Source organism: Achromobacter sp., assembly GCF_032102605.1.
Taxonomy (GTDB): domain Bacteria; phylum Pseudomonadota; class Gammaproteobacteria; order Burkholderiales; family Burkholderiaceae_B; genus Achromobacter.
In genome coordinates this window covers 80,640-99,641 of sequence record NZ_DAMDGT010000016.1, presented here as the reverse complement: position 1 = coordinate 99,641, position 19,002 = coordinate 80,640, and the positions used below count along the sequence as shown (strand labels likewise).

The 19,002-nt window shown below is 65.5% G+C and carries 16 protein-coding genes; 14 read left to right on the top strand and 2 right to left on the bottom strand.

Annotated features, from left to right (window positions below; translation table 11 throughout):
* The first annotated feature begins 16 nt into the window (after window positions 1–16).
* The 8 genes from ftsW to lpxC all read left to right on the top strand — a co-directional run bounded on the left by ftsW (window position 17) and on the right by lpxC (window position 9,236).
* A complete protein-coding gene (gene ftsW, locus RT614_RS25250; protein WP_313624944.1) occupies window positions 17–1,210 on the top strand; it encodes a putative lipid II flippase FtsW in 1,194 nt (397 codons plus the stop codon).
* Complete coding sequence (gene murG, locus RT614_RS25245) at window positions 1,207–2,283, top strand: undecaprenyldiphospho-muramoylpentapeptide beta-N-acetylglucosaminyltransferase (protein WP_313624942.1); 1,077 nt, start codon at window positions 1,207–1,209, stop codon at window positions 2,281–2,283. The genes ftsW and murG overlap by 4 nt, the downstream gene beginning before the upstream one ends.
* Window positions 2,280–3,686, top strand: a complete 1,407-nt coding sequence (murC, locus tag RT614_RS25240; RefSeq protein ID WP_313624940.1) for a UDP-N-acetylmuramate--L-alanine ligase — start codon at window positions 2,280–2,282, stop codon at window positions 3,684–3,686. The genes murG and murC overlap by 4 nt, the downstream gene beginning before the upstream one ends.
* Entirely contained in the window at window positions 3,683–4,633 is a 951-nt protein-coding gene (locus tag RT614_RS25235) for a D-alanine--D-alanine ligase (protein ID WP_313624938.1), read from the top strand. Before murC ends, RT614_RS25235 begins: the two co-directional genes overlap by 4 nt.
* A 12-nt stretch (window positions 4,634–4,645) precedes the next feature.
* Window positions 4,646–5,470 carry a cell division protein FtsQ/DivIB gene (locus RT614_RS25230; protein ID WP_313624936.1) on the top strand — a complete coding sequence of 275 codons (825 nt, stop codon included), beginning with the start codon at window positions 4,646–4,648 and terminating at the stop codon, window positions 5,468–5,470.
* Window positions 5,471–5,474: 4 nt separating this feature from the next.
* Window positions 5,475–6,701: a cell division protein FtsA gene (gene ftsA / locus RT614_RS25225; RefSeq protein WP_006217473.1), complete on the top strand. Its 1,227-nt coding sequence runs from the start codon at window positions 5,475–5,477 to the stop codon at window positions 6,699–6,701.
* A gap of 187 nt (window positions 6,702–6,888) precedes the next feature.
* On the top strand, window positions 6,889–8,073 hold the full coding sequence (gene ftsZ, locus RT614_RS25220; RefSeq protein ID WP_313624934.1) for a cell division protein FtsZ: 1,185 nt from the start codon (window positions 6,889–6,891) through the stop codon (window positions 8,071–8,073).
* 239 nt (window positions 8,074–8,312) lie between these two features.
* Window positions 8,313–9,236: a UDP-3-O-acyl-N-acetylglucosamine deacetylase gene (gene lpxC, locus RT614_RS25215; RefSeq protein WP_313624932.1), complete on the top strand. Its 924-nt coding sequence runs from the start codon at window positions 8,313–8,315 to the stop codon at window positions 9,234–9,236.
* Window positions 9,237–9,432: 196 nt separating this feature from the next.
* Here the strand turns inward: lpxC and RT614_RS25210 are convergent, their stop codons facing one another.
* Window positions 9,433–9,840, bottom strand: a complete 408-nt coding sequence (locus tag RT614_RS25210; RefSeq protein ID WP_313624968.1) for a DciA family protein — start codon at window positions 9,838–9,840, stop codon at window positions 9,433–9,435.
* A 129-nt stretch (window positions 9,841–9,969) separates the two neighbouring features.
* Between RT614_RS25210 and RT614_RS25205 the strand changes: the two genes are divergently transcribed.
* The 6 genes from RT614_RS25205 to RT614_RS25180 all read left to right on the top strand — a co-directional run bounded on the left by RT614_RS25205 (window position 9,970) and on the right by RT614_RS25180 (window position 18,298).
* Entirely contained in the window at window positions 9,970–10,944 is a 975-nt protein-coding gene (locus tag RT614_RS25205; RefSeq protein WP_313624966.1) for a M23 family metallopeptidase, read from the top strand.
* Window positions 10,945–11,132: 188 nt separating this feature from the next.
* Window positions 11,133–13,868: a preprotein translocase subunit SecA gene (gene secA, locus RT614_RS25200; RefSeq protein WP_313624930.1), complete on the top strand. Its 2,736-nt coding sequence runs from the start codon at window positions 11,133–11,135 to the stop codon at window positions 13,866–13,868.
* 24 nt (window positions 13,869–13,892) lie between these two features.
* Entirely contained in the window at window positions 13,893–14,612 is a 720-nt protein-coding gene (locus tag RT614_RS25195) for a VOC family protein (RefSeq protein WP_313624928.1), read from the top strand.
* 181 nt (window positions 14,613–14,793) lie between these two features.
* Complete coding sequence (locus RT614_RS25190; RefSeq protein WP_313624926.1) at window positions 14,794–15,558, top strand: GntR family transcriptional regulator; 765 nt, start codon at window positions 14,794–14,796, stop codon at window positions 15,556–15,558.
* Complete coding sequence (locus RT614_RS25185; protein WP_313624924.1) at window positions 15,555–16,541, top strand: tripartite tricarboxylate transporter substrate binding protein; 987 nt, start codon at window positions 15,555–15,557, stop codon at window positions 16,539–16,541. The genes RT614_RS25190 and RT614_RS25185 overlap by 4 nt, the downstream gene beginning before the upstream one ends.
* 62 nt (window positions 16,542–16,603) lie before the next feature.
* Window positions 16,604–18,298: a thiamine pyrophosphate-binding protein gene (locus RT614_RS25180; protein WP_313624922.1), complete on the top strand. Its 1,695-nt coding sequence runs from the start codon at window positions 16,604–16,606 to the stop codon at window positions 18,296–18,298.
* Window positions 18,299–18,359: 61 nt separating this feature from the next.
* On the opposite strand, the gene RT614_RS25175 is transcribed toward RT614_RS25180, so the two are convergent.
* Entirely contained in the window at window positions 18,360–18,896 is a 537-nt protein-coding gene (locus RT614_RS25175; protein ID WP_313624920.1) for a cysteine dioxygenase family protein, read from the bottom strand.
* Window positions 18,897–19,002: the final 106 nt, after the last annotated feature.

Here is a 19,002-nt window from a genome sequence, read left to right as displayed (position 1 = left end):
GCGCCGAGGCCATGCAATGAGCCTGATCGCCGATCTCACCGCGAGCGTCAATGCCGTACGGCCCGGCCGTACCCGCATGCGCAACTTCGACATGCCGCTGGTCATTGCGGCATCGACGTTGCTGCTGCTTGGCTTGCTGATGGTGTATTCGGCGTCGATCGCGCTGGCCGACGGCCCGCGCTACGCGTCCTATGGCCGCTATTACTTCGTGATCCGCCATGGCCTGTTCGTCAGTGCAGGCCTGGTCGGCGCAGCAATTGTGCTGTCGATTCCCATCCGGGTCTGGCAGCGCCTGGCCGTGCCGTTGTTCGTGGTGGCGATGACCCTGCTGGTCGCGGTGCTGATTCCCGGAATCGGCCGCGAGGTCAACGGCGCCCATCGCTGGATCCCGCTGGGTCCGCTGAATTTCCAGCCGTCCGAACTGATGAAGCTGGCCGCCTTGCTGTACGCGGCCGACTACACGGTGCGCAAGCAGGAACACATGCAGGCGTTCGCCCGCGGCTTCCTGCCGATGGCCTTCGCCCTGGCCGGGGTGGGCATGCTGTTGCTGCTCGAACCCGACCTGGGCGCGTTCATGGTGATCGTGGCCATCGCCATCGGCATCCTGTTCCTGGGCGGCATCAACGGCAAGTACTTCAGCAGCCTGCTGGCCGTGCTGGTGGGCACCTTCCTGATGCTGATCTGGCTGTCGCCGTGGCGCCGCGCGCGCCTGTTCGCCTACCTGGATCCCTGGAACGAAGACAACGCCTACGGCAGCGCCTACCAGTTGTCGCACTCGCTGATCGCGCTGGGTCGTGGTGAGTGGCTGGGTGTGGGCTTGGGCGCAAGCGTGGAAAAGCTGCATTACCTGCCCGAAGCGCATACCGACTTCCTGATGGCGGTGGTGGGCGAAGAACTGGGTTTTGCCGGCGTCATGCTGGTGATCTCGCTGTTCGCCATCATCGTCTACCGCGGTTTCGACATCGGCCGCCAGGCCATCGCCATGGAACGCACTTTCGCCGGGCTGGTCGCGCACGGCGTGGCGATGTGGTTTGGCGTGCAGTCGTTCATCAATATGGGCGTCTGCCTGGGACTGCTGCCCACGAAGGGACTGACCTTGCCTCTGATGAGCTACGGTGGTTCGGGCGTAGTGATGAATCTGTGCGCGTTGGCAATGCTGATCCGGGTGGACGTCGAGAACCGAATCATGATGCGTGGAGGACGGGTATGACCGCCGCTCGCACCATCCTGATCATGGCCGGCGGCACCGGCGGGCACATCATGCCGGGTCTTGCGGTGGCCGACGTGCTGCGCGACCGCGGCTGGCGCGTGCTGTGGCTGGGCAACCCGGAAAAGATGGAAGGACGGCTGGTGCCGCCCCGTGGCATCGAACTCGTGCCGCTGCGTTTCCAGGGCGTGCGCGGCAAGGGCGCGGCGGCGTTGCTGAAGCTGCCTTTCCTGTTGTTGCGCGCTTTCGCGCAAGCCTGGTCGCGTCTGTCGGACGTGCGTCCGGACGTGGTGCTGGGCATGGGCGGTTATGTGGCGTTCCCCGGCGGCGTAATCGCGGCGCTGCGTGGCACGCCGCTGGTCGTGCATGAGCAGAATGCCGTCGCCGGCACGGCCAACAAGTGCCTGGCGAAAATGTCGCGCCGCGTGCTGAGCGGTTTTCCCGGTGTGCTGCCCAAGGGCGAAGCCATGGGCAACCCGGTGCGCGCAGACCTTTGCGCCTTGCCCGATCCGGCCGAGCGCTATGCGGGCCGCGTCGGCCCGTTGCGCGTGCTGGTCGTGGGCGGAAGCCTGGGGGCGCAGGCCTTGAACACCACCTTGCCGCAGGCGCTCGCGCGGCTGCCCCAGGGCAACCGGCCCATCGTCGTCCATCAGGCCGGCGAACAACATTTGCCGGCGCTGCAGCAGGCCTACGCCCAGGCGGGCGTGCAGGCCGATTGCCGCGCCTTCATCGACGACATGGCGGGCGCCATGGCCGACGCCGATCTGCTGATCTGCCGCGCGGGCGCCATGACGGTGTCCGAAGTGGCGGCGGCCGGCGTCGCGGCCCTGTTCGTGCCGTTCCCGCATGCCATCGATGATCATCAAACCGCCAACGCGCGCTTCCTGAGCGACGCAGAGGCCGCCTGGCTGCAGCCGCAGACCGCCCTGACGCCCGAATGGCTGGCGGACTGGCTGGGCCAGCGCACCCGACAAGAACTCCAGGCAGTTGCCGTCAGGGCCCGCGCGCATGCGCAGCCTGATGCGGCCGCCCATATCGCCGACGTCTGTGAACAAGCAGCGGGGCGTTCATCATGAAACACAGAATTCAACACATCCATTTCGTAGGCATTGGCGGCTCGGGCATGAGCGGCATTGCCGAAGTGCTGCTCAACCTGGGCTACGACATCAGCGGCTCCGACCTGAACGAGTCGGCCGTGACGCGTCGTCTGGCCGGGCTGGGCGTGAAGATCGCGATCGGCCATGCGGCCAGCAATGTCACGGGCGCCAGCGCCATCGTCACGTCCACCGCTGTCGCGGGCGACAACCCCGAGGTGATCGCCGCGCGTTCGGCGCGCATTCCGGTGGTGCCGCGCGCCATCATGCTGGCCGAACTGATGCGGCTGAAGCGCGGAATCGCCGTTGCCGGCACGCACGGCAAGACCACCACGACCAGCCTGGTGGCCAGCATCCTTGCGGCCGGAGACCTGGATCCCACCTTCGTGATCGGCGGCCGGCTCAATTCTGCCGGCGCCAATGCTCGGCTTGGGCAGGGCGACTACATCGTGGTCGAGGCCGACGAGTCGGATGCGTCGTTCCTGAACCTGCTGCCGGTGATGGCCATCGTGACCAACATCGACGCCGATCACATGGACACCTACGGGCACGACGTCGCGCGCCTGAAGAGCGCATTCATCGAATTCACGCAGCGCCTGCCGTTCTATGGCAGCGCGGTGCTGTGCTCGGATGATGCCAACGTGCGTGAGATCATGCCGTTCGTGTCGCGTCCCATCACGACCTACGGTTTGAACCCGGAGGCGCAGGTGCGTGCTTATGAAGTGCAGCCAGAGGGCACGCGCATGCGCTTCAATGTGCAGCGCACGCATGGCGACACGCTGCTGCCGCCGCTGCAGGTGGAATTGAACCTGCCCGGCCTGCACAACGTGCGCAACGCGCTGGCCGCTATCGCGGTGGCGACCGAACTGGGCGTTTCCGACGCCGCGATCTGCGAGGCGCTGGGCGCCTTCAAGGGCGTTGGCCGCCGGTTCACGCAGACGGGTGAATTTCCGGTTCCGGCCAGCCATGGCGGCGGCACCTTCACGGTTATCGACGATTACGGCCATCACCCCGTGGAGATGGCCGCGACGCTGGCTGCCGCGCGTGGCGCGTGGCCCGACCGCCGCATTGTGCTGGCCTTCCAGCCGCACCGCTACACGCGGACGCGGGATTGCTTTGAGGACTTCGTGCGTGTGCTGGGCACCGCGGATGCCGTGCTCTTGACCGAGGTCTATGCCGCCGGCGAGCCGCCGCTGGTTGCGGCCGACGGGCGCGCCCTGTCGCGCGCGCTGCGCGTGGCGGGCAAGGTGGAGCCGGTGTTCGTGGAAGACGTGGCCGACCTGCCACAGGCGGTCGTGGATTTCGTGCGCAACGGCGACGTCGTCGTTGTGATGGGAGCGGGTTCGATCAGCAAGGTCCCCGCCCTCGTGGGAGAGCTGGCATGAGCAAGCAATTCGGCAAGGTAGGCGTGTTGTATGGCGGCCAGTCCGCCGAGCGCGAAGTGTCCCTGATGTCGGGAAAGGGCGTGCAGCAGGCGCTGATCAGCGCCGGCGTGGACGCGCACCTTTTCGACACGGGCGAGCGCAGCCTGGCCGAACTGGCGGGCGAAGGCTTTGACCGCGTTTTCATCGCGCTGCATGGCCGCTATGGCGAAGACGGCACGATCCAGGGCGCCCTCGAGCTGCTGGGCATTCCCTACACCGGCAGCGGCCCGATGGCCTCGGCTCTGGCCATGGACAAGACCATGACCAAGCGCATCTGGCTGCAGCACGGCCTGCCTACGCCGGATTTCGAAGTCCTGGACGCGGACACCGAGCTGCGCCTGGTGCCCGACCGCCTGAGCCTGCCGCTGATCATCAAGCCGCCGCACGAAGGTTCGACCGTGGGCATCACCAAGGTCGTGGGTTACTCCGACATGAAGGAAGCCTACGCCGCCGCGGCGCGCTTCGACAGCGAGGTCCTGGCCGAGCAATTCATCACGGGGCGCGAACTGACGGTGGCGGTGCTCGGTTCGGGCAAGGCCGCCCGCGCGCTTCCGGTAATCGAGATCGCCGCGCCCGGCGGCAACTACGACTACGAGCACAAATACTTCTCGGACGACACTCAGTATTTCTGCCCGGCTGCCTTGTCGCCGGACGTTGCTGAAGAAGTCGCCCGAATTGCCGTAAAGGCCTATCAGACACTGGGCTGCGAAGGATGGGGTCGCGCCGACTTCATCCTGGACCGCGACAACCGGCCCTGGCTGCTTGAAATGAACACTTCGCCCGGCATGACCGGCCATTCCCTGGTTCCCATGGCGGCGAAAGCCGTGGGCATCAGCTATGCCGATTTGTGCGTGGCGATCCTCTCCGAGGCTTCGTGCAAGGTGCACAGCCCCGCTCGCAACGCTTGACCTGGATTTTCCGTGTGGAACGACGCTCGTACTACCAACCTGATCGCCAACACGCTAGCCGTGCTGGCGGTTTGCGCCTTGCTCATCGCGGGCGTGGTGTGGGTGGCGCAGCGTCCGTTCTTCACGTTGTCGGCCATCGAACTGGAATCGATGCCGGACACCGAGCTGCACTATGTGTCGACGGGCGCCGTCCGGTCGGCGATCGCGGGCCGGGTGACGGGGAACTTCTTCACCGTGGACCTGGACGACGCGCGGGAGATCTTCGAATCGGTTCCGTGGGTCCGGCATGCCACCGTGCGGCGGATCTGGCCCAATGTGCTGCGAGTTCGCATCGAAGAGCAGCAGCCGCTGGCGCTGTGGAACGAAAACCAGATGATCAACACCTGGGGCGAGGCTTTCACGGCCAACACGGGCGAGGTGGACGACGAAACGGTGCTGCCGCAGTTCTCCGGGCCCGATGGCACGGAGTCGCTGGTGGTGCAGCGCTATGCCGAACTGGCGCGATGGTTCGCGCCGCTGGACATGCATGTGGAGCAGTTGGATCTGAGCCCGCGCTACGCCTGGCGCGTCGTGCTTTCCAACGGCATGTCGCTGGACCTGGGCCGCGATCCTGGCGCCGATGCGCCGGACCCGCATGGCTTGCCCGGCGCATTGCCGTTCGCGGCTCGTATTCAACGCTTTGTGCAGGCGTGGCCCGCCGTGTCGGGGCGCCTGGAAGGGCGCACGGTCACGCAGGCCGACTTGCGCTATCCCAATGGTTTCGCCCTGGCGCTGGCTCCGTTGCCCGCGTCGGAAACCAAATCCAAATCCACACCGAAACCTCCCAAGAAACGCTAACGCCATGACCCGTGACATCAAGGACCTTATCGTCGCCCTCGATATCGGCACCAGCAAGGTGGTGGCTGTGGTGGCTGAAATCCTGCCTGAAGGCCGTTTTGAAGTGCTCGGCCTCGGCCAGCATGAATCGCGCGGCATGCGCAAGGGCGTGGTCGTCAACATCGAGACCACTGTGAATTCCATTCAGCGCGCGCTTGAAGAAGCCGAGCTGATGGCAGATTGCAAGATTCGCGACGTCTACACCGGCATCGCCGGCAGCCATATCCGCAGCTTCAACTCCAGCGGCATGGTCGCCGTGAAAGACAAGGAAGTCACCGCCACCGACGTCGCCCGCGTCATCGAGACCGCCAAGGCGGTGAACATCCCGACCGATCAGCAGGTGCTGCACGTGTTGACCCAGGAGTTCATCGTCGACGGCCAGGAAGACATCCGCGAGCCGATCGGCATGAGCGGCCTGCGCCTGGAAGTGCGCGTCCATATCGTGACGGGCGCGGTCAGCGCCGCCCAGAACATCGTGAAGTGCGTGCGCCGCTGCGGCCTGGAAGTCCAGGACCTGATCCTGCAGCCGCTGGCCTCCAGCCTGGCCGTGCTGACGGCCGACGAGAAAGAGCTGGGCGTCGTGCTGGTCGACATCGGCGGCGGCACCACCGACGTGGCGATTTTCACCGGCGGCGCGATCCGGCACACCGCCGTGCTGCCCATCGCCGGCGACCAGATCACCAACGACATCGCAGCGATGCTGCGCACGCCCACGCCCGACGCAGAGGAAATCAAGCTGCGCTACGGCGTCGCCAAGCAGGTGCTGGCCAGCCCGGACGAGTCCGTGGAAGTGCCCGGCCTGGGCGACCGCGGCCCGCGCCAGGTCAAGCGCCAGGCGCTGGGCGCCGTCATCGAACCGCGCGTCGAGGAACTCTTCACGCTTGTGCAGCAGGTCGTGCGCGATTCCGGCTACGAAGACCTGCTGGCGTCCGGCGTGGTGCTGACCGGTGGGTCGGCGCAGCTGCCCGGCATGATCGAACTGGCCGAGGACGTGTTCCTCAAGCCGGTTCGCGTGGCGGTGCCCGAGTACGAAGGCAGCCTGGCCGACGTGATGCGCAATCCGCGCTTCTCGACGGTGATGGGCTTGCTGCAGGAAGCGCGCATGCAGCGTGTGCGTGGTCGCAAGGTGGCCGCGCAGACGGGCAACTTCAAGAGCCTGCTGGCGCGCATGAAGGAGTGGTTCATGAATTAAAGGTGCAGGTTGGGGCCTGCTCCTTGGTGAAAACCGCGGCGGTACTGGCGGGGATCACCAGAAAGAGGAGGCGTCTCAAACCCGTGGCGGGCCTATGTAGCCGGCGTCGGCTTTGAGGCGATTCACAAAATATAGGTTGTCGGGGAATTTTTGTGATTTGCAAAATCGGACTTGTGAGGGAGTCATCATGATGAACTTTGAGATGCTTGAGAACAACACCAAAGGGACCGTAATCAAGGTCGTTGGTGTGGGCGGTGCGGGCGGCAATGCCGTGGCGCACATGATTCGCAGCGGCGTGCACGGCGTGGATTTCATCTGCGCCAACACCGATGCGCAAGCGCTGGCGGCTACCAATGCGCCGGTGCAGATTCGCCTGGGCCGCACCGGCCTGGGCGCGGGCGCCAAGCCCGAGCAGGGACGCGCGTCGGCTGAAACCGCGCGTGAGGAAATCCGTGCCGCGCTGAACGGCGCGCACATGGTCTTCATCACCGCAGGCATGGGCGGCGGCACCGGCACCGGTGCTGGCCCGGTCGTGGCCGAGGTGGCGAAGGAGCTGGGCATCCTGACCGTCGGCGTGGTCACGAAGCCGTTCTCCTTTGAAGGCAACAAGCGCCTGAAGATGGCCGAGGACGGTATCTCCGAACTCGCCAAGCACGTGCATTCGCTCATCGTGGTGCTCAACGAGAACCTCTATGAACTGATGGACGAGGACGCGACGCAGGAAGACTGCTTCCGTTCGGCCGACGACATCCTGCACAACGCTTGCGCGGGTATCGCCGAAATCATCAACGTCGAAGGCAACGTCAACGTCGACTTCGAAGACGTGAAGACGATCATGGGCGAGCAGGGCCAGGCCATGATGGGCACGGCGTCGGCATCGGGCGCGGACCGCGCACGCGTTGCCGCCGAGCACGCCATTGCTTGCCCGCTGCTGGAAGGCGTGGATCTAAACGGCGCGCGCGGCGTGCTGGTCAACATCACCGCCAGCCGCTCGCTGAAGATGCGCGAAACGCGCGAAATCATGGAAACGATCCGCAGCTACGCTTCGGACGACGCGACCGTGATCTTCGGCACCGCCTACGACGAATCCATGGGTGAAAACCTGCGCGTCACGGTGGTTGCAACCGGCCTGGGCCGCGCGCAAGCCCGTCCGCAACTGGTGCAAACCACCGCCGAAGTGCTGCGCACCGGCACCGACAACATGCCCATGGGCACGATGCCGGCCGGTCAGGGCGGCGACTACCGCAACCTGGACATGCCGTCTGTCATGCGCAATCCGCGCAGCCAGGCGTCCGCCCAGGTCCGCGCGCTGGAAAGCTCGGGCATGGATCACTTCGACATCCCGGCGTTCCTGCGCAAGCAGGCGGATTGAACCTTAGGGCCGGCCAACGGCTCTAATTGCACTCCCTCATCTCCGGCTCGCCTGTCCCCTCGGGCGAGCCGGAGGCAGAGCGGTCCGTGTTTCTCCCGCACGTTAAACCGGGGACGGAGGTATAGGTCGGTCCGGCCGCTTAGATGGCGACATGGATCGGACAGAGTTACAATAGATCGGTTACGCCGGCAAATCGTTAGCTATCTTGCCGGCTTCCTGATTCAAAATTCCCAATTCCCATGTTCCGACAGCGCAGCATTCAGAATCTCGTCCGCACGACAGGCGTCGGCGTCCACTCAGGACGGCGGGTGGAGCTCACCCTGCGCCCGGCACAGCCGAATACCGGTATTGTCTTTCACCGCGTCGACCTGCCGCAGGTTGTGGACCTGCCCGCCCAGGCCACCGGCGTGGGCGACACGCGCATGGCGTCCGTGCTGCAGCAGGGCAATGTCCGCGTGTCCACGGTGGAACACCTCATGTCGGCGCTGGCCGGCCTGGGTATCGACAATCTGCACGTCGACCTTACTGCCGAAGAAGTCCCCATCATGGACGGCAGCGCGGCGACGTTCGTTTACCTTTTGCGTTCGGCGGGTATCGTCGAACAGAACGCGCCCAAGCAGTTCATCCGCGTCTTGAAGCCGGTGGAAGTGCGCGAAGGCGAAGGCCGCAACGAGAAATGGGCCCGGCTGGAACCCCACGAAGGGTACTCGCTGGCATTCTCGATCGACTTCCGTCATCCCGCCATCGACTCGACGGCCAATTTTGCTGAAATCGATTTCGCCACGCATTCGTACGTGCGCGAGATCGCGCGGGCGCGCACCTTCGGTTTTGTGAATGAAGTCGAGGCGCTGCGTTCGATGGGCCTGGCCCGCGGCGGCAGCCTGGACAACGCCATCGTCATGGACGAATTCCGTGTGCTCAACAGCGACGGTCTGCGCTATGACGATGAATTCGTGAAGCACAAGATCCTGGACGCCATCGGCGACCTCTATCTTTTGGGCAAGCCGCTGGTGGCGCGCTACGTGGCGTGCAAGTCGGGCCACGGCCTGAACAATCAGCTGGCTCGCGCGCTGCTCGAGCAACGCGACGCCTGGGAATTGATCACCTATGAATCGCAGGCTGAAGCGCCGCAGGCGTTTCGCCACGAATGGAAGCTGGCCTGAGGGCAGGCTTTCAATTTGAGCCCGCGCAAGGGACGGTCCACGTTCAACGCCCCGGGTTCCTGCTTAAGGATGGCGCTGGCCGCCATCCGATAGCGCAATAGTCGCAAACCGGTAGCAGACCATCCGGCCATCGGCCCGAAAAGTTGGTTTCGCTACGTTTCCGACCCGCCGGCTTGCCGGACAAAAGCAGAGTTGCTCAGCTACTCTTGTGATGCCGCAAGAGCTTGGCGACCGCATCGGCCAAGGGGCCGGGCCGCAGATTTCCATGCAGCGTTTCAAAGGCTCCGAGGGCCTTGTCGCCCAAGGGCAGCGCCTCTGGCGCAGGACGCGGCTGACGGCTGCCGGGCTTCGGTAAACCCGCTTGTACCTTGATGGCAATTTCGTTAAGGTTCCAGCCTTGGTCCGCCAGCGACCGCGCCACGCGCGGAGCCAATTGACGCATCTTGGCCGCGTGGGCGGCAGTGGGCACCACCAGGTGCAGGCACTGGTTTTCCAGCTTGCCCACCTGGCACACGGCGCCCAGCGGGGCGGGCAGCACCGCCGCCACCGCGTACTGAATTTGCAGGTGCTTGCGAGCGGTCGCCAACACGCCGGCGCCGCGCATGTCATGACCCAGCCATCCCAGGGCGGTATTTTCACGCCGGCTGGAACCACTGGAACGTTGACGGTATGAAGCGGGTCTACTCATGCCGGCTTTAAGAGAATTAGGAAGCACACCTTGAAAATCGTGATTATGCACGCCCGCGACGGGCAGGACGGGCATCTCACCCTGGGCGGCAAGCGCCTGGCGGTGCTGCTGGGGGGCGCCCTGATCACCGCGGCCATCTTTGGCGCCGCGCTTCAACGATACATCACTCCCATCCTGCCTGCCGTCCACACCATGGGCTGGCCGCTGTCCGAGCAGCCGGGGCGTGACGCCGATTTCCTGCGCGAGAACATGAACCTGCTGGCCGCGAAGGTGGGATCTCTGCAGGCCAAGCTGGTCAGCATAGACGGCCTGGGTCAGCGGGTGGCCAAGGTGGCCGGCGTGGCGTATACCGACCCCGAACTGGCCAAGCAGTTGGCGACGGCGGCGCCCGAGGCCCCGGCCGCGCCCGAGGCCACGCAGGTCATGGACGACCTCTTCACCGATCATCCGCCGCCTAGCGCAGCCTCGGCCGAAGCCCTGGGTCGCCAACTCGACGAAATCCAGGCCCGGCTGTCGCAGCAGACGGACAACCTGAAGCTGCTCGACGCAGCACTGACCAAGCGTTCGGCGGACCAGGCGCGCATGCCCACCGCCATGCCGATCACCGACTATCCCTATCTCTCCTCTTCGTATGGCTGGCGCCGCAACCCCGTGACGGGCCGCTCCGCCATGCACGAAGGGCTGGATTTCGCCGCGCCCTCGGGCACGCCCATCCTGGCCGCTTCAGGCGGGGTTGTCCTTGAGGCCAAGTGGCAGGCCGGCTTCGGCAACATGGTCGAAATCGACCACGGCGACGGCCTCATCACCCGCTACGCCCATGCTTCGTCGCTGATGGTCAAGCAGGGGCAACTGGTCGAACGTGGCCAGCAGGTGGCCCGCGTGGGCAGCTCGGGAAGATCGACCGGCCCGCACCTGCATTTCGAGGTTCGCCTTGCCGGACAACCGCTGGATCCCCGCCTGTTCCTGGGGCCGCAGCACCAGCATGCGCCGCCCGCGGTGGCCCAGGCAGCCGTCCCGTGAACCCTGGGCGTGATGACCGGTCAAATCGGTCAACAGTGCTACCCTGGTCATAGGTCCAGGCTATTACGCGCCAGGTGCGTTAAACTGGTTCGTTTCCCGGCGGACCCCCGCTCAACCAATAACATCAAGTCACGGGTGAAGCCCCGCGCGCTTTCCGGCGCGGCGTAGCTCGTGCGGCCGACATACGCATGGTTTCTCTGCTCAAAAAACTCATAGGCAGCCGCAACGACCGGCTGCTTAAGCAGTATCGCAAGCTGGTAACCCAGATCAACGGGCTCGAACCCAAGATCTCCGCGCTCTCCGACACGGAGTTGGCGGCCAAAACCGAGGAATTCCGTTCCCGCCACGCCCAGGGCACGTCCCTGGACGACCTGCTTCCCGAAGCCTTCGCCGTCGTGCGCGAAGCGGGCAAGCGGGTGTTCGGCATGCGCCACTTCGATGTGCAGATGCTGGGCGGTATCGCCCTGCACAGCGGCAAGATCGCCGAAATGCGCACCGGCGAAGGCAAGACGCTCATGGCCACGCTGCCCGTCTACCTGAACGCCATCGCCGGCAAGGGCGTGCACGTGGTCACGGTGAACGATTACCTGGCTCGCCGCGACGCCGAATGGATGGGGCGCCTGTACCACTTCCTGGGCCTGAGCACCGGCGTGGTCGTGCCGCAGCAGCCGAACGAAGAGAAGAAGGCCGCGTACGCCGCCGACATCACTTACGGCACCAACAACGAATTCGGTTTCGACTACCTGCGCGACAACATGGAATACCGTGTTGAGGACCGCCGCCAGCGCGCGCTGTTCTACGCCATCGTCGACGAAGTGGACTCGATCCTGATCGACGAAGCCCGCACGCCGCTGATCATCTCCGGCCAGGCCGAAGACCACACCGAGCTCTACGTCCGCATGAACGCGGTGCCGCCGCTGCTCAAGCGCATGGCCAGCGAGCCGAAGCCGCAGGAGCCGGAACCCGAAGGCGACTACTGGGTCGACGAAAAGAGCCAGCAGGTCTACCTGTCGGAAGCCGGTCACGAAAACGCCGAAGGCATCCTGGGCCGTCTGGGCATCCTGCCGGAAGGCGAATCCCTGTACGACCCGCGCCATATCGCGCTGATGCACCACCTGATGGTGGCCCTGCGCGCCAACACCCTGTTCTTCCGCGACCAGCAGTACGTCGTGCAGGAAGGCGAAGTGGTGATCGTGGACGAATTCACGGGCCGCCTCATGGTGGGCCGCCGCTGGTCCGACGGCCTGCACCAGGCCGTCGAAGCCAAGGAAGGCGTGAAGATCCAGCACGAAAACCAGACGCTGGCGTCGATCACGTTCCAGAACTACTTCCGCATGTACGAAAAGCTGTCCGGCATGACCGGCACGGCCGACACGGAAGCATACGAGTTCCAGGAAATCTACGGGCTCGAGACGGTCATCATCCCGACCAACAAGCCGATGGTCCGCAAGGACCAGAACGACCAGGTCTTCAAGACCGATGGCGAGAAGTACAACGCCATCCTGGAAGACATCCGTGATTGCCACGAGCGCGGCCAGCCCGTGCTGGTGGGCACCACCAGCATCGAAAACTCCGAGCTGCTGTCCGGCCTGCTGAAGAAAGCCAAGCTGCCGCACGAAGTGCTGAACGCCAAGCAGCACGCCCGCGAAGCTGAAATCGTGGCCGAAGCCGGCAAGCCGGGCCACATCACCATCGCCACCAACATGGCGGGTCGCGGCACCGACATCGTGCTGGGCGGCAGCGTCGACAAGCAGGTCGACCTGATCCGCGCGGACGAGTCGCTGACCGAAGCGGAGAAGGCCGCTCGCATCGAAAAGGTGCGCGCGGAATGGAAGCCGCTGAACGAACAGGTCAAGGCCGCCGGCGGCCTGCGCATCATCGGCACCGAACGCCACGAATCGCGCCGCATCGACAACCAGCTGCGTGGCCGTGCTGGCCGCCAGGGCGATCCGGGCTCGTCCCGCTTCTACCTGTCGCTGGAAGATTCGCTGATGCGCATCTTCGCGGGCGACCGCGTGCGCGCCATCATGGAACGCCTGAAGCTGCCCGAGGGCGAGCCCATCGAGGCCGGCATGGTGACGCGTTCGATCGAGACCGCGCAGCGCAAGGTGGAAGGCCGCAACTTCGACATCCGCAAGCAACTGCTGGAATACGACGACGTCTCCAACGACCAGCGCAAGGTGCTGTATTCGCAGCGCAATGACGTGCTGGAAGCCGCCAGCGTCGGCGCCACCGTGCAGAACCTGCGCGATGCCGCCGTGACCGAGATGTTCAACACCTACGTGCCGCCGGAATCGGTGGAAGAACAGTGGGACATCCCGGCCCTGCAAAAGGCGCTGGAAGCCGACTGGCACCTGCATCTGCCCCTGACCGAGATGCTGGAAAAGGAACCCAACCTGAACGACGAAGAACTGCGCGAACGCGTGGTGGCCGCGGCGCGCGAGGCGTACCAGGCCAAGGTCGACCAGGTCGGCGTCGAATCGTGGTCGCAATTCGAACGTTCGATCATGTTGCAGGCGATCGATACGCACTGGCGTGAACACCTGTCGGCGCTGGACTATCTGCGCCAGGGCATTCATCTGCGCGGTTATGCGCAGAAGAATCCCAAGCAGGAATACAAGCGCGAGGCCTTCGAACTGTTCTCGGGCATGCTGGATCGCGTCCGCGACGACGTCGTTCGCGTGCTGATGACGGTGCGCGTGCAGTCGTCGGAGCAGGTCGAACAGGCCGAGGCCGAAGCGGCGCAGTCGCATGTGCAGAACGTGCAGTACCACCACTCCGACTACGACGAGGCGCTGGCTTCCAATGCGCAGGAAACGGGCGCGCAGCCGGCGCGCAACGCCCTGCCCAAGGTCGGTCGCAACGATCCGTGCCCGTGCGGCAGCGGCAAGAAGTACAAGCAGTGCCACGGCAAGCTGGTCTGATTGGTCTGATAAAAGAGGTTAGCCATGCTGCATTCCGTCGGCCGCACTGAATTCGACCACGCCGTCGTCATGGTGCGCGACCGCTTGGATGCGCTGGCGCCTCGTTACGAGCGCCAGGGTTTCCACCTGAGCGACAAGGCCGTGCACAACCTGGGGTCGTGCAATCGCCTGATCGTGCTGGAAGGCACGTATGTCGAATTGCTGGGTTGGCCCCCGGGCGCGCCGCCCGCGCGCAAGGAAATCGCCGATTCGCCGTTCGGACTGGAAGCGCTGGTGTTCCGCACCTACGACGCCGAAGCCACCTACACGCGGCTGCGCGACGCGGGCTTTGCCGTGAATCCCGTGCAAGAGCTCACCCGTCCCGCCATGCTGGACGGGCAGGAAGTCCAGGCCCGTTTTCATACCGTGCGCTTTGCCGAGCAACCGCTGCCCGGCATCCGCATGTACTTTTGCCGTCACCTGACGCCCGAGTGCGTCTGGTCTCCGGAACTGATGGCGCACCCCAACGGCGCTCGCAGCCTGCATCGCATCGATGCGCGCGCGGCCGACGCTCGCGGGGTTGCCGAACGTCTGGCGCTGGTGGCGGGCGTCGCCGCCGAAGCCGACAGCGGCGGCTGGGACGTTCCCCTGGCGAACCTGCGCATCCACGTGCAACCGAACGCTGCCGCCCAGACGCCCGTGCTTTCCTCGCTGACGCTGGAAAACCGTGACGGCGCCCACTACACGCTCGACACCGGCCTGTAATCGGCGCTTGGCGCATGCATCCCGGCCGGCCGTCAAAAGGCCGGCTTTTTTTCGCTCGTTTCCTGCGGCGCCGCGCGACGCGCATGGGAGCGCCTGCGGGCAAACCCGAGTTGCCGTTCAAAGTGTATGCACTTTAGTATGCACTTCACTTACAGGTGGAAACGATCCCAGGCGATCCCGCATGACGCTTTTGCAAACTGCAATCCGACCCGTAGCCCGCGCGGCCCGCACGTCGGCAGGGCAGGCCGAGCTTTACGGCGCGGTCAAGGCGATGGCCGTGCGTTTTGAATTCAAGCCGGGCGAACGCATCAACGAGGTCGAACTTGCGCGCCGGCTCAACGTCAGCCGCACGCCGCTGCGCGAAGTTCTCAACCAGCTCATGGTCGAGGGCTTCTTGACTCGCGCCGTCAATCGCGGATTCATCGCTCGCCTGCTGGACGCCAAGCAGATCCACAGTCTTTACGAATACCGCGCCGTGCTGGAAGCCGGCATCGTGCGCGCCGCCTGCGAGCGCGCCACGGACGAAGAACTGGCCAGCCTGCGCGCGTTCGTCGAGCACTCGCGCGACGAGCCGGAAGACAGCGACGCCGCGCGGCTCCTGGAACTGGACGAAGCTTTTCACCTGGCGCTTGCACGCTATTCCCGCAACGACGAATTCGTGCGCGCCTTGGAAAGCGTCAATGCGCGCATCCACTTCGTGCGCTGGATCGACATGCAGCAGGGCCGGCGCGGTCATACGCAAGGCGAACACCTGCGCATCGTGCAGGCGCTGGAGCGCCGCGACATCGACGCCTTGCCCGCCCTGATCAGCGCCCATATCGGCCGTCGGCTGGATCAGATCACCGACGTGATACGCACGGGCTATTCAACGATTTACATGCGGGACCAGGCCGAACCCGTCACCGCAACACCGGCCAACACCACAACAGCAGGGGAAATCAGATGAACCACACGATCAAGCGGGTACTGGCAGCGGTTTGCACGCTGGCTGCGGCAGGCGGCGCCTTCGTCGCCGCGCCGGCCGTCGCCGAGGAACGGCCGCTGGTGCTTGTCGTGCCCTACCCGCCGGGCGGCAGTACCGACATCCTGGCGCGCATTCTGCAGCCGCGCCTGTCGCAGCAGATGGGTGGCCGCCCGGTAGTGGTCGAGAACCGCCCGGGCGCCGCCAGCCAGATCGCCACGGCTTTCGTGGCGCGCGCGGAGCCTGACGGCAATACGCTGCTGGTCAGCTTCGACAACCACGGCATCAATCCCGCGGTGAAGCCGAAGCTGCCCTACGACACCTTCAAGGACTTCGTCGCCATCGGCCAGACGGTGCGGTTCCCGCTGGTGATCGGCGCGAACCCGGGCGTGCCTGGGGACAACCTGAAGGAGTTCCTGGCCGCTGCCGCCAAGCAGCCAGCCAACAAGTTCAACTATGCATCGACCGGCGTAGGTTCGTTGAACCACCTGGCGCCGGAAGAGCTGAAGCGGCTCTCCAAGGTTGAGCTGCTGCACGTGCCGTATGGCGGCGGTGGCCCGGCCATCCAGGCCGTGGTGGGCGGGCAGGCCAACATGACGTGGCTGAGCTTCGCGGCGCTGCGCGGTCAGATCCAGGCAGGCAAGATCAAGCCGCTGGCCGTGGCCGGCGAGAAGCGTCTGCCCGAGCTGCCCAACGTGCCGACGGTGGCCGAGTCCGGCTTCCCGGGCTTCGTCGCTTATTCGTGGAGCGGCATGTTCGCGCCCAAGGGCACGCCCGAGGCCACGGTGAAGAAGCTGACCAACGACTTCCAGACTGTTCTGGCCGATCCCGAGATCAAGAAGAAGATCACGGAAGCAGGCTTCGAGATCGTGGCGTCCGATGGTCCCGCACTGGATGCGTACGTGAAGTCCGAGTACGACCGCTGGAGCGCCTTCATCAAGAGCAGCAACATCAATCTGGATAACTGAGCGGCAGTGAGCCGGGCGGCCATGCACCGCACGGTGCGAACCGTGAAACACGTGGAGAAGACATGGAAAACATGAACGGCGCCGAAGCCATGGTGCGGATGCTGCAGCACAACGGCGTCAAACATATTTTTGGCTTGTGCGGCGACACGACGCTGCCGTTCTACGATGCGCTGTATCGCCTGGACCACGGCATGCAGCACATCCTGACCCGCGATGAGCGCAGCGCCGGCTACATGGCGGACGCCTATGCGCGCGTCACCGGCAAGGTCGGTGTTTGCGAAGGCCCCAGTGGCGGGGGCGCGACCTATCTGCTGCCAGGCCTTGTCGAGGCGAACGAATCGTCGATTCCCGTTCTGGGGATCACCTCCGACGTGGCGGTGGGTTCGCGGGGCAAGTACCCGCTGACCGAGCTGGACCAGGAAGCGCTGTATCGCCCGCTGACCAAATGGAACCGCACGATCGACCGCGCCGACCAGATTCCGGGCATGGTGCGCGCGGCCTTCCGCGCCATGACCACCGGCAAGCCCGGCTCGGCGCACCTGTGTTTTCCGTATGACGTGATGAAGCAGCAGGTGGATGCGTCGGATGTCTGGGCGCAGCCCGAACATGGCTGCTTCCCGGCCATGCGCTTCGCGCCCGATCCCGCCGACGTCGCGCGCGCCGCGCAACGCCTGGTGGCGGCTCGCACGCCGGTGATCATTTGCGGCGGCGGCGTCGTCATCGGCGGGGCCTGCGGCGCGTTGCAGGACCTGGCCGAGTCATTGAAGGCCGCCGTCTGCGTGACGGTAAGCGGCCAGGGCAGCCTGGCCGACACGCATCCGCTGAATGCGGGTGTGGTGGGCTCGAACGGCGGCGTGATGGCCACGCGCGACGTGGTCGCGGCCGCCGACGTGGTGCTCTTCGTGGGCTGCCGCGCGGGGTCGACGTCGACCGAGCACTGGCGCTTCCCGAACCGAGACGTGCCGATCCTGCACATCGATATCGATCCGATGGTGATCGGCGCCAACTACCTGACCGAAGTCGGTCTGGTGGGCGACGCGAAGCTTGCGCTGGAGGCGCTGGGCGCCGAGGTGCGGGACCGTCTGGCGCACCGGCCGTCGGACGCGACGGACGGCGCGGTGCTGGCGGGTCGCGCCAAGGCGGCGCGCCGCGCGCAGCTGGAACCGCTGGCCAACAGCCTGGATGCTCCCATCCGCCCGGAACGCGTGGTGCAGTCGCTGAACCGGCTGCTGCCCGACGACGCGGTGGTTTGCGCGGACCCCGGCACGCCTTGTCCGTATTTTTCGGCGTACTACGATGTCTCGCGCCCCGGCCGCCATTTCATCACCAACCGCGCCCACGGCGCGCTGGGCTTTTCGATGTCCGCGGCGCTGGGTGCGTGGGTGGGCCGGCCGCAGTCCAAGTGCGTGTCCGTGATGGGCGACGGCAGCTTCGGCTTCACCGTCGGCGAACTGGAAACCATCGTGCGTCACAAGGCGCCGCTGTTGATGGTCGTGTTCTCGAATTCGGTCTACGGCTGGATCAAGGCCAGCCAGAAGGCGGGCTACGACAAGCGTTACTACAGCGTGGATTTCGACCGCACCGACCATGCGCGCATCGCCGAGGCCTACGGGGTGAAAGCCTGGCGCGTCGAGGATCCCGCCAAGCTGGACGCCGCGATCAAGGCCGCGATGGAGCACGACGGTCCTGCGCTGATCGATGTGGTGGCTCAGCCGCTGCAGGACGCCGCGGCGCCCGTCAGCCAGTGGATGGGTTGACGCGCCCGTCGCGCCGACGCCAAAAGGGGCCCGATGCGGGCCCCTTTTTTTGATTGCGCAATCAAAGCGGGCCGGCAGCATCGACCAGGTGATTGACGCCGGTGCACAGGTCCGCCTGATCCACGCCATAGATATGCAGCGACACGGCGACGCGTGCGCCGCCGTTGCCCAGGCGATGGATGTGGCGCAGGCCCTGCGAGGCGGTGACGATCTCGCCGGGACGCCGCACGGCCTGGCCGCAGGGCACGGCGACGGCTGCGTCCGGGTTCCAGCGGTAGTGGGTTTCGGTCAGTTCGCCCTGCAGCACCTGGTACGTGCACCAGGTCTTGTGCCCGTGGACCGGGCTGAACTGCCCGGGCCGCCAGATCAGGTACGCGATGGTGAACGCGCCATGCGGGTCGGCATAGGCGATATGGCGGGTGTAGGTATCGGCGCGGCCGGCGCGCAGCTCCGGCGGCAGGCTCTGCAGCATGTCGCCGGCGTTGGCGACGCTGCTGGCCAGATCCCGCAGCAGGGCGCGCGCGGCGTTCATCTGGGCGGCCAGCACCGACTCGCACAGGGATTGCAGGTCGGGCTGGTCAGACGGTTCGTGGGCCATGGCATACCTCCTGGAGGCAAGCTTTCATGCTACGGGTTCGCGCCTGGAATGCCTTTGCCAAATATGGCGGCATCGCGCGGCGGATTAGAAAAAAATTCCATCCCGC

Excerpts from the sequence above, each read along its gene's own strand:
- ftsW (WP_313624944.1), top strand. The coding sequence starts at position 17 with ATGAGCCTGATCGCCGATCTCACCGCGAGCGTCAATGCCGTACGGCCC.
- murG (WP_313624942.1), top strand. The coding sequence starts at position 1,207 with ATGACCGCCGCTCGCACCATCCTGATCATGGCCGGCGGCACCGGCGGG.
- murC (WP_313624940.1), top strand. The coding sequence starts at position 2,280 with ATGAAACACAGAATTCAACACATCCATTTCGTAGGCATTGGCGGCTCG.
- RT614_RS25235 (WP_313624938.1), top strand. The coding sequence starts at position 3,683 with ATGAGCAAGCAATTCGGCAAGGTAGGCGTGTTGTATGGCGGCCAGTCC.
- ftsA (WP_006217473.1), top strand. The coding sequence starts at position 5,475 with ATGACCCGTGACATCAAGGACCTTATCGTCGCCCTCGATATCGGCACC.
- ftsZ (WP_313624934.1), top strand. The coding sequence starts at position 6,889 with ATGATGAACTTTGAGATGCTTGAGAACAACACCAAAGGGACCGTAATC.
- lpxC (WP_313624932.1), top strand. The coding sequence starts at position 8,313 with ATGTTCCGACAGCGCAGCATTCAGAATCTCGTCCGCACGACAGGCGTC.
- RT614_RS25210 (WP_313624968.1), bottom strand. The coding sequence starts at position 9,840 with ATGCGCGGCGCCGGCGTGTTGGCGACCGCTCGCAAGCACCTGCAAATT.
- RT614_RS25205 (WP_313624966.1), top strand. The coding sequence starts at position 9,970 with ATGCACGCCCGCGACGGGCAGGACGGGCATCTCACCCTGGGCGGCAAG.
- secA (WP_313624930.1), top strand. The coding sequence starts at position 11,133 with ATGGTTTCTCTGCTCAAAAAACTCATAGGCAGCCGCAACGACCGGCTG.
- RT614_RS25195 (WP_313624928.1), top strand. The coding sequence starts at position 13,893 with ATGCTGCATTCCGTCGGCCGCACTGAATTCGACCACGCCGTCGTCATG.
- RT614_RS25190 (WP_313624926.1), top strand. The coding sequence starts at position 14,794 with ATGACGCTTTTGCAAACTGCAATCCGACCCGTAGCCCGCGCGGCCCGC.
- RT614_RS25185 (WP_313624924.1), top strand. The coding sequence starts at position 15,555 with ATGAACCACACGATCAAGCGGGTACTGGCAGCGGTTTGCACGCTGGCT.
- RT614_RS25180 (WP_313624922.1), top strand. The coding sequence starts at position 16,604 with ATGGAAAACATGAACGGCGCCGAAGCCATGGTGCGGATGCTGCAGCAC.
- RT614_RS25175 (WP_313624920.1), bottom strand. The coding sequence starts at position 18,896 with ATGGCCCACGAACCGTCTGACCAGCCCGACCTGCAATCCCTGTGCGAG.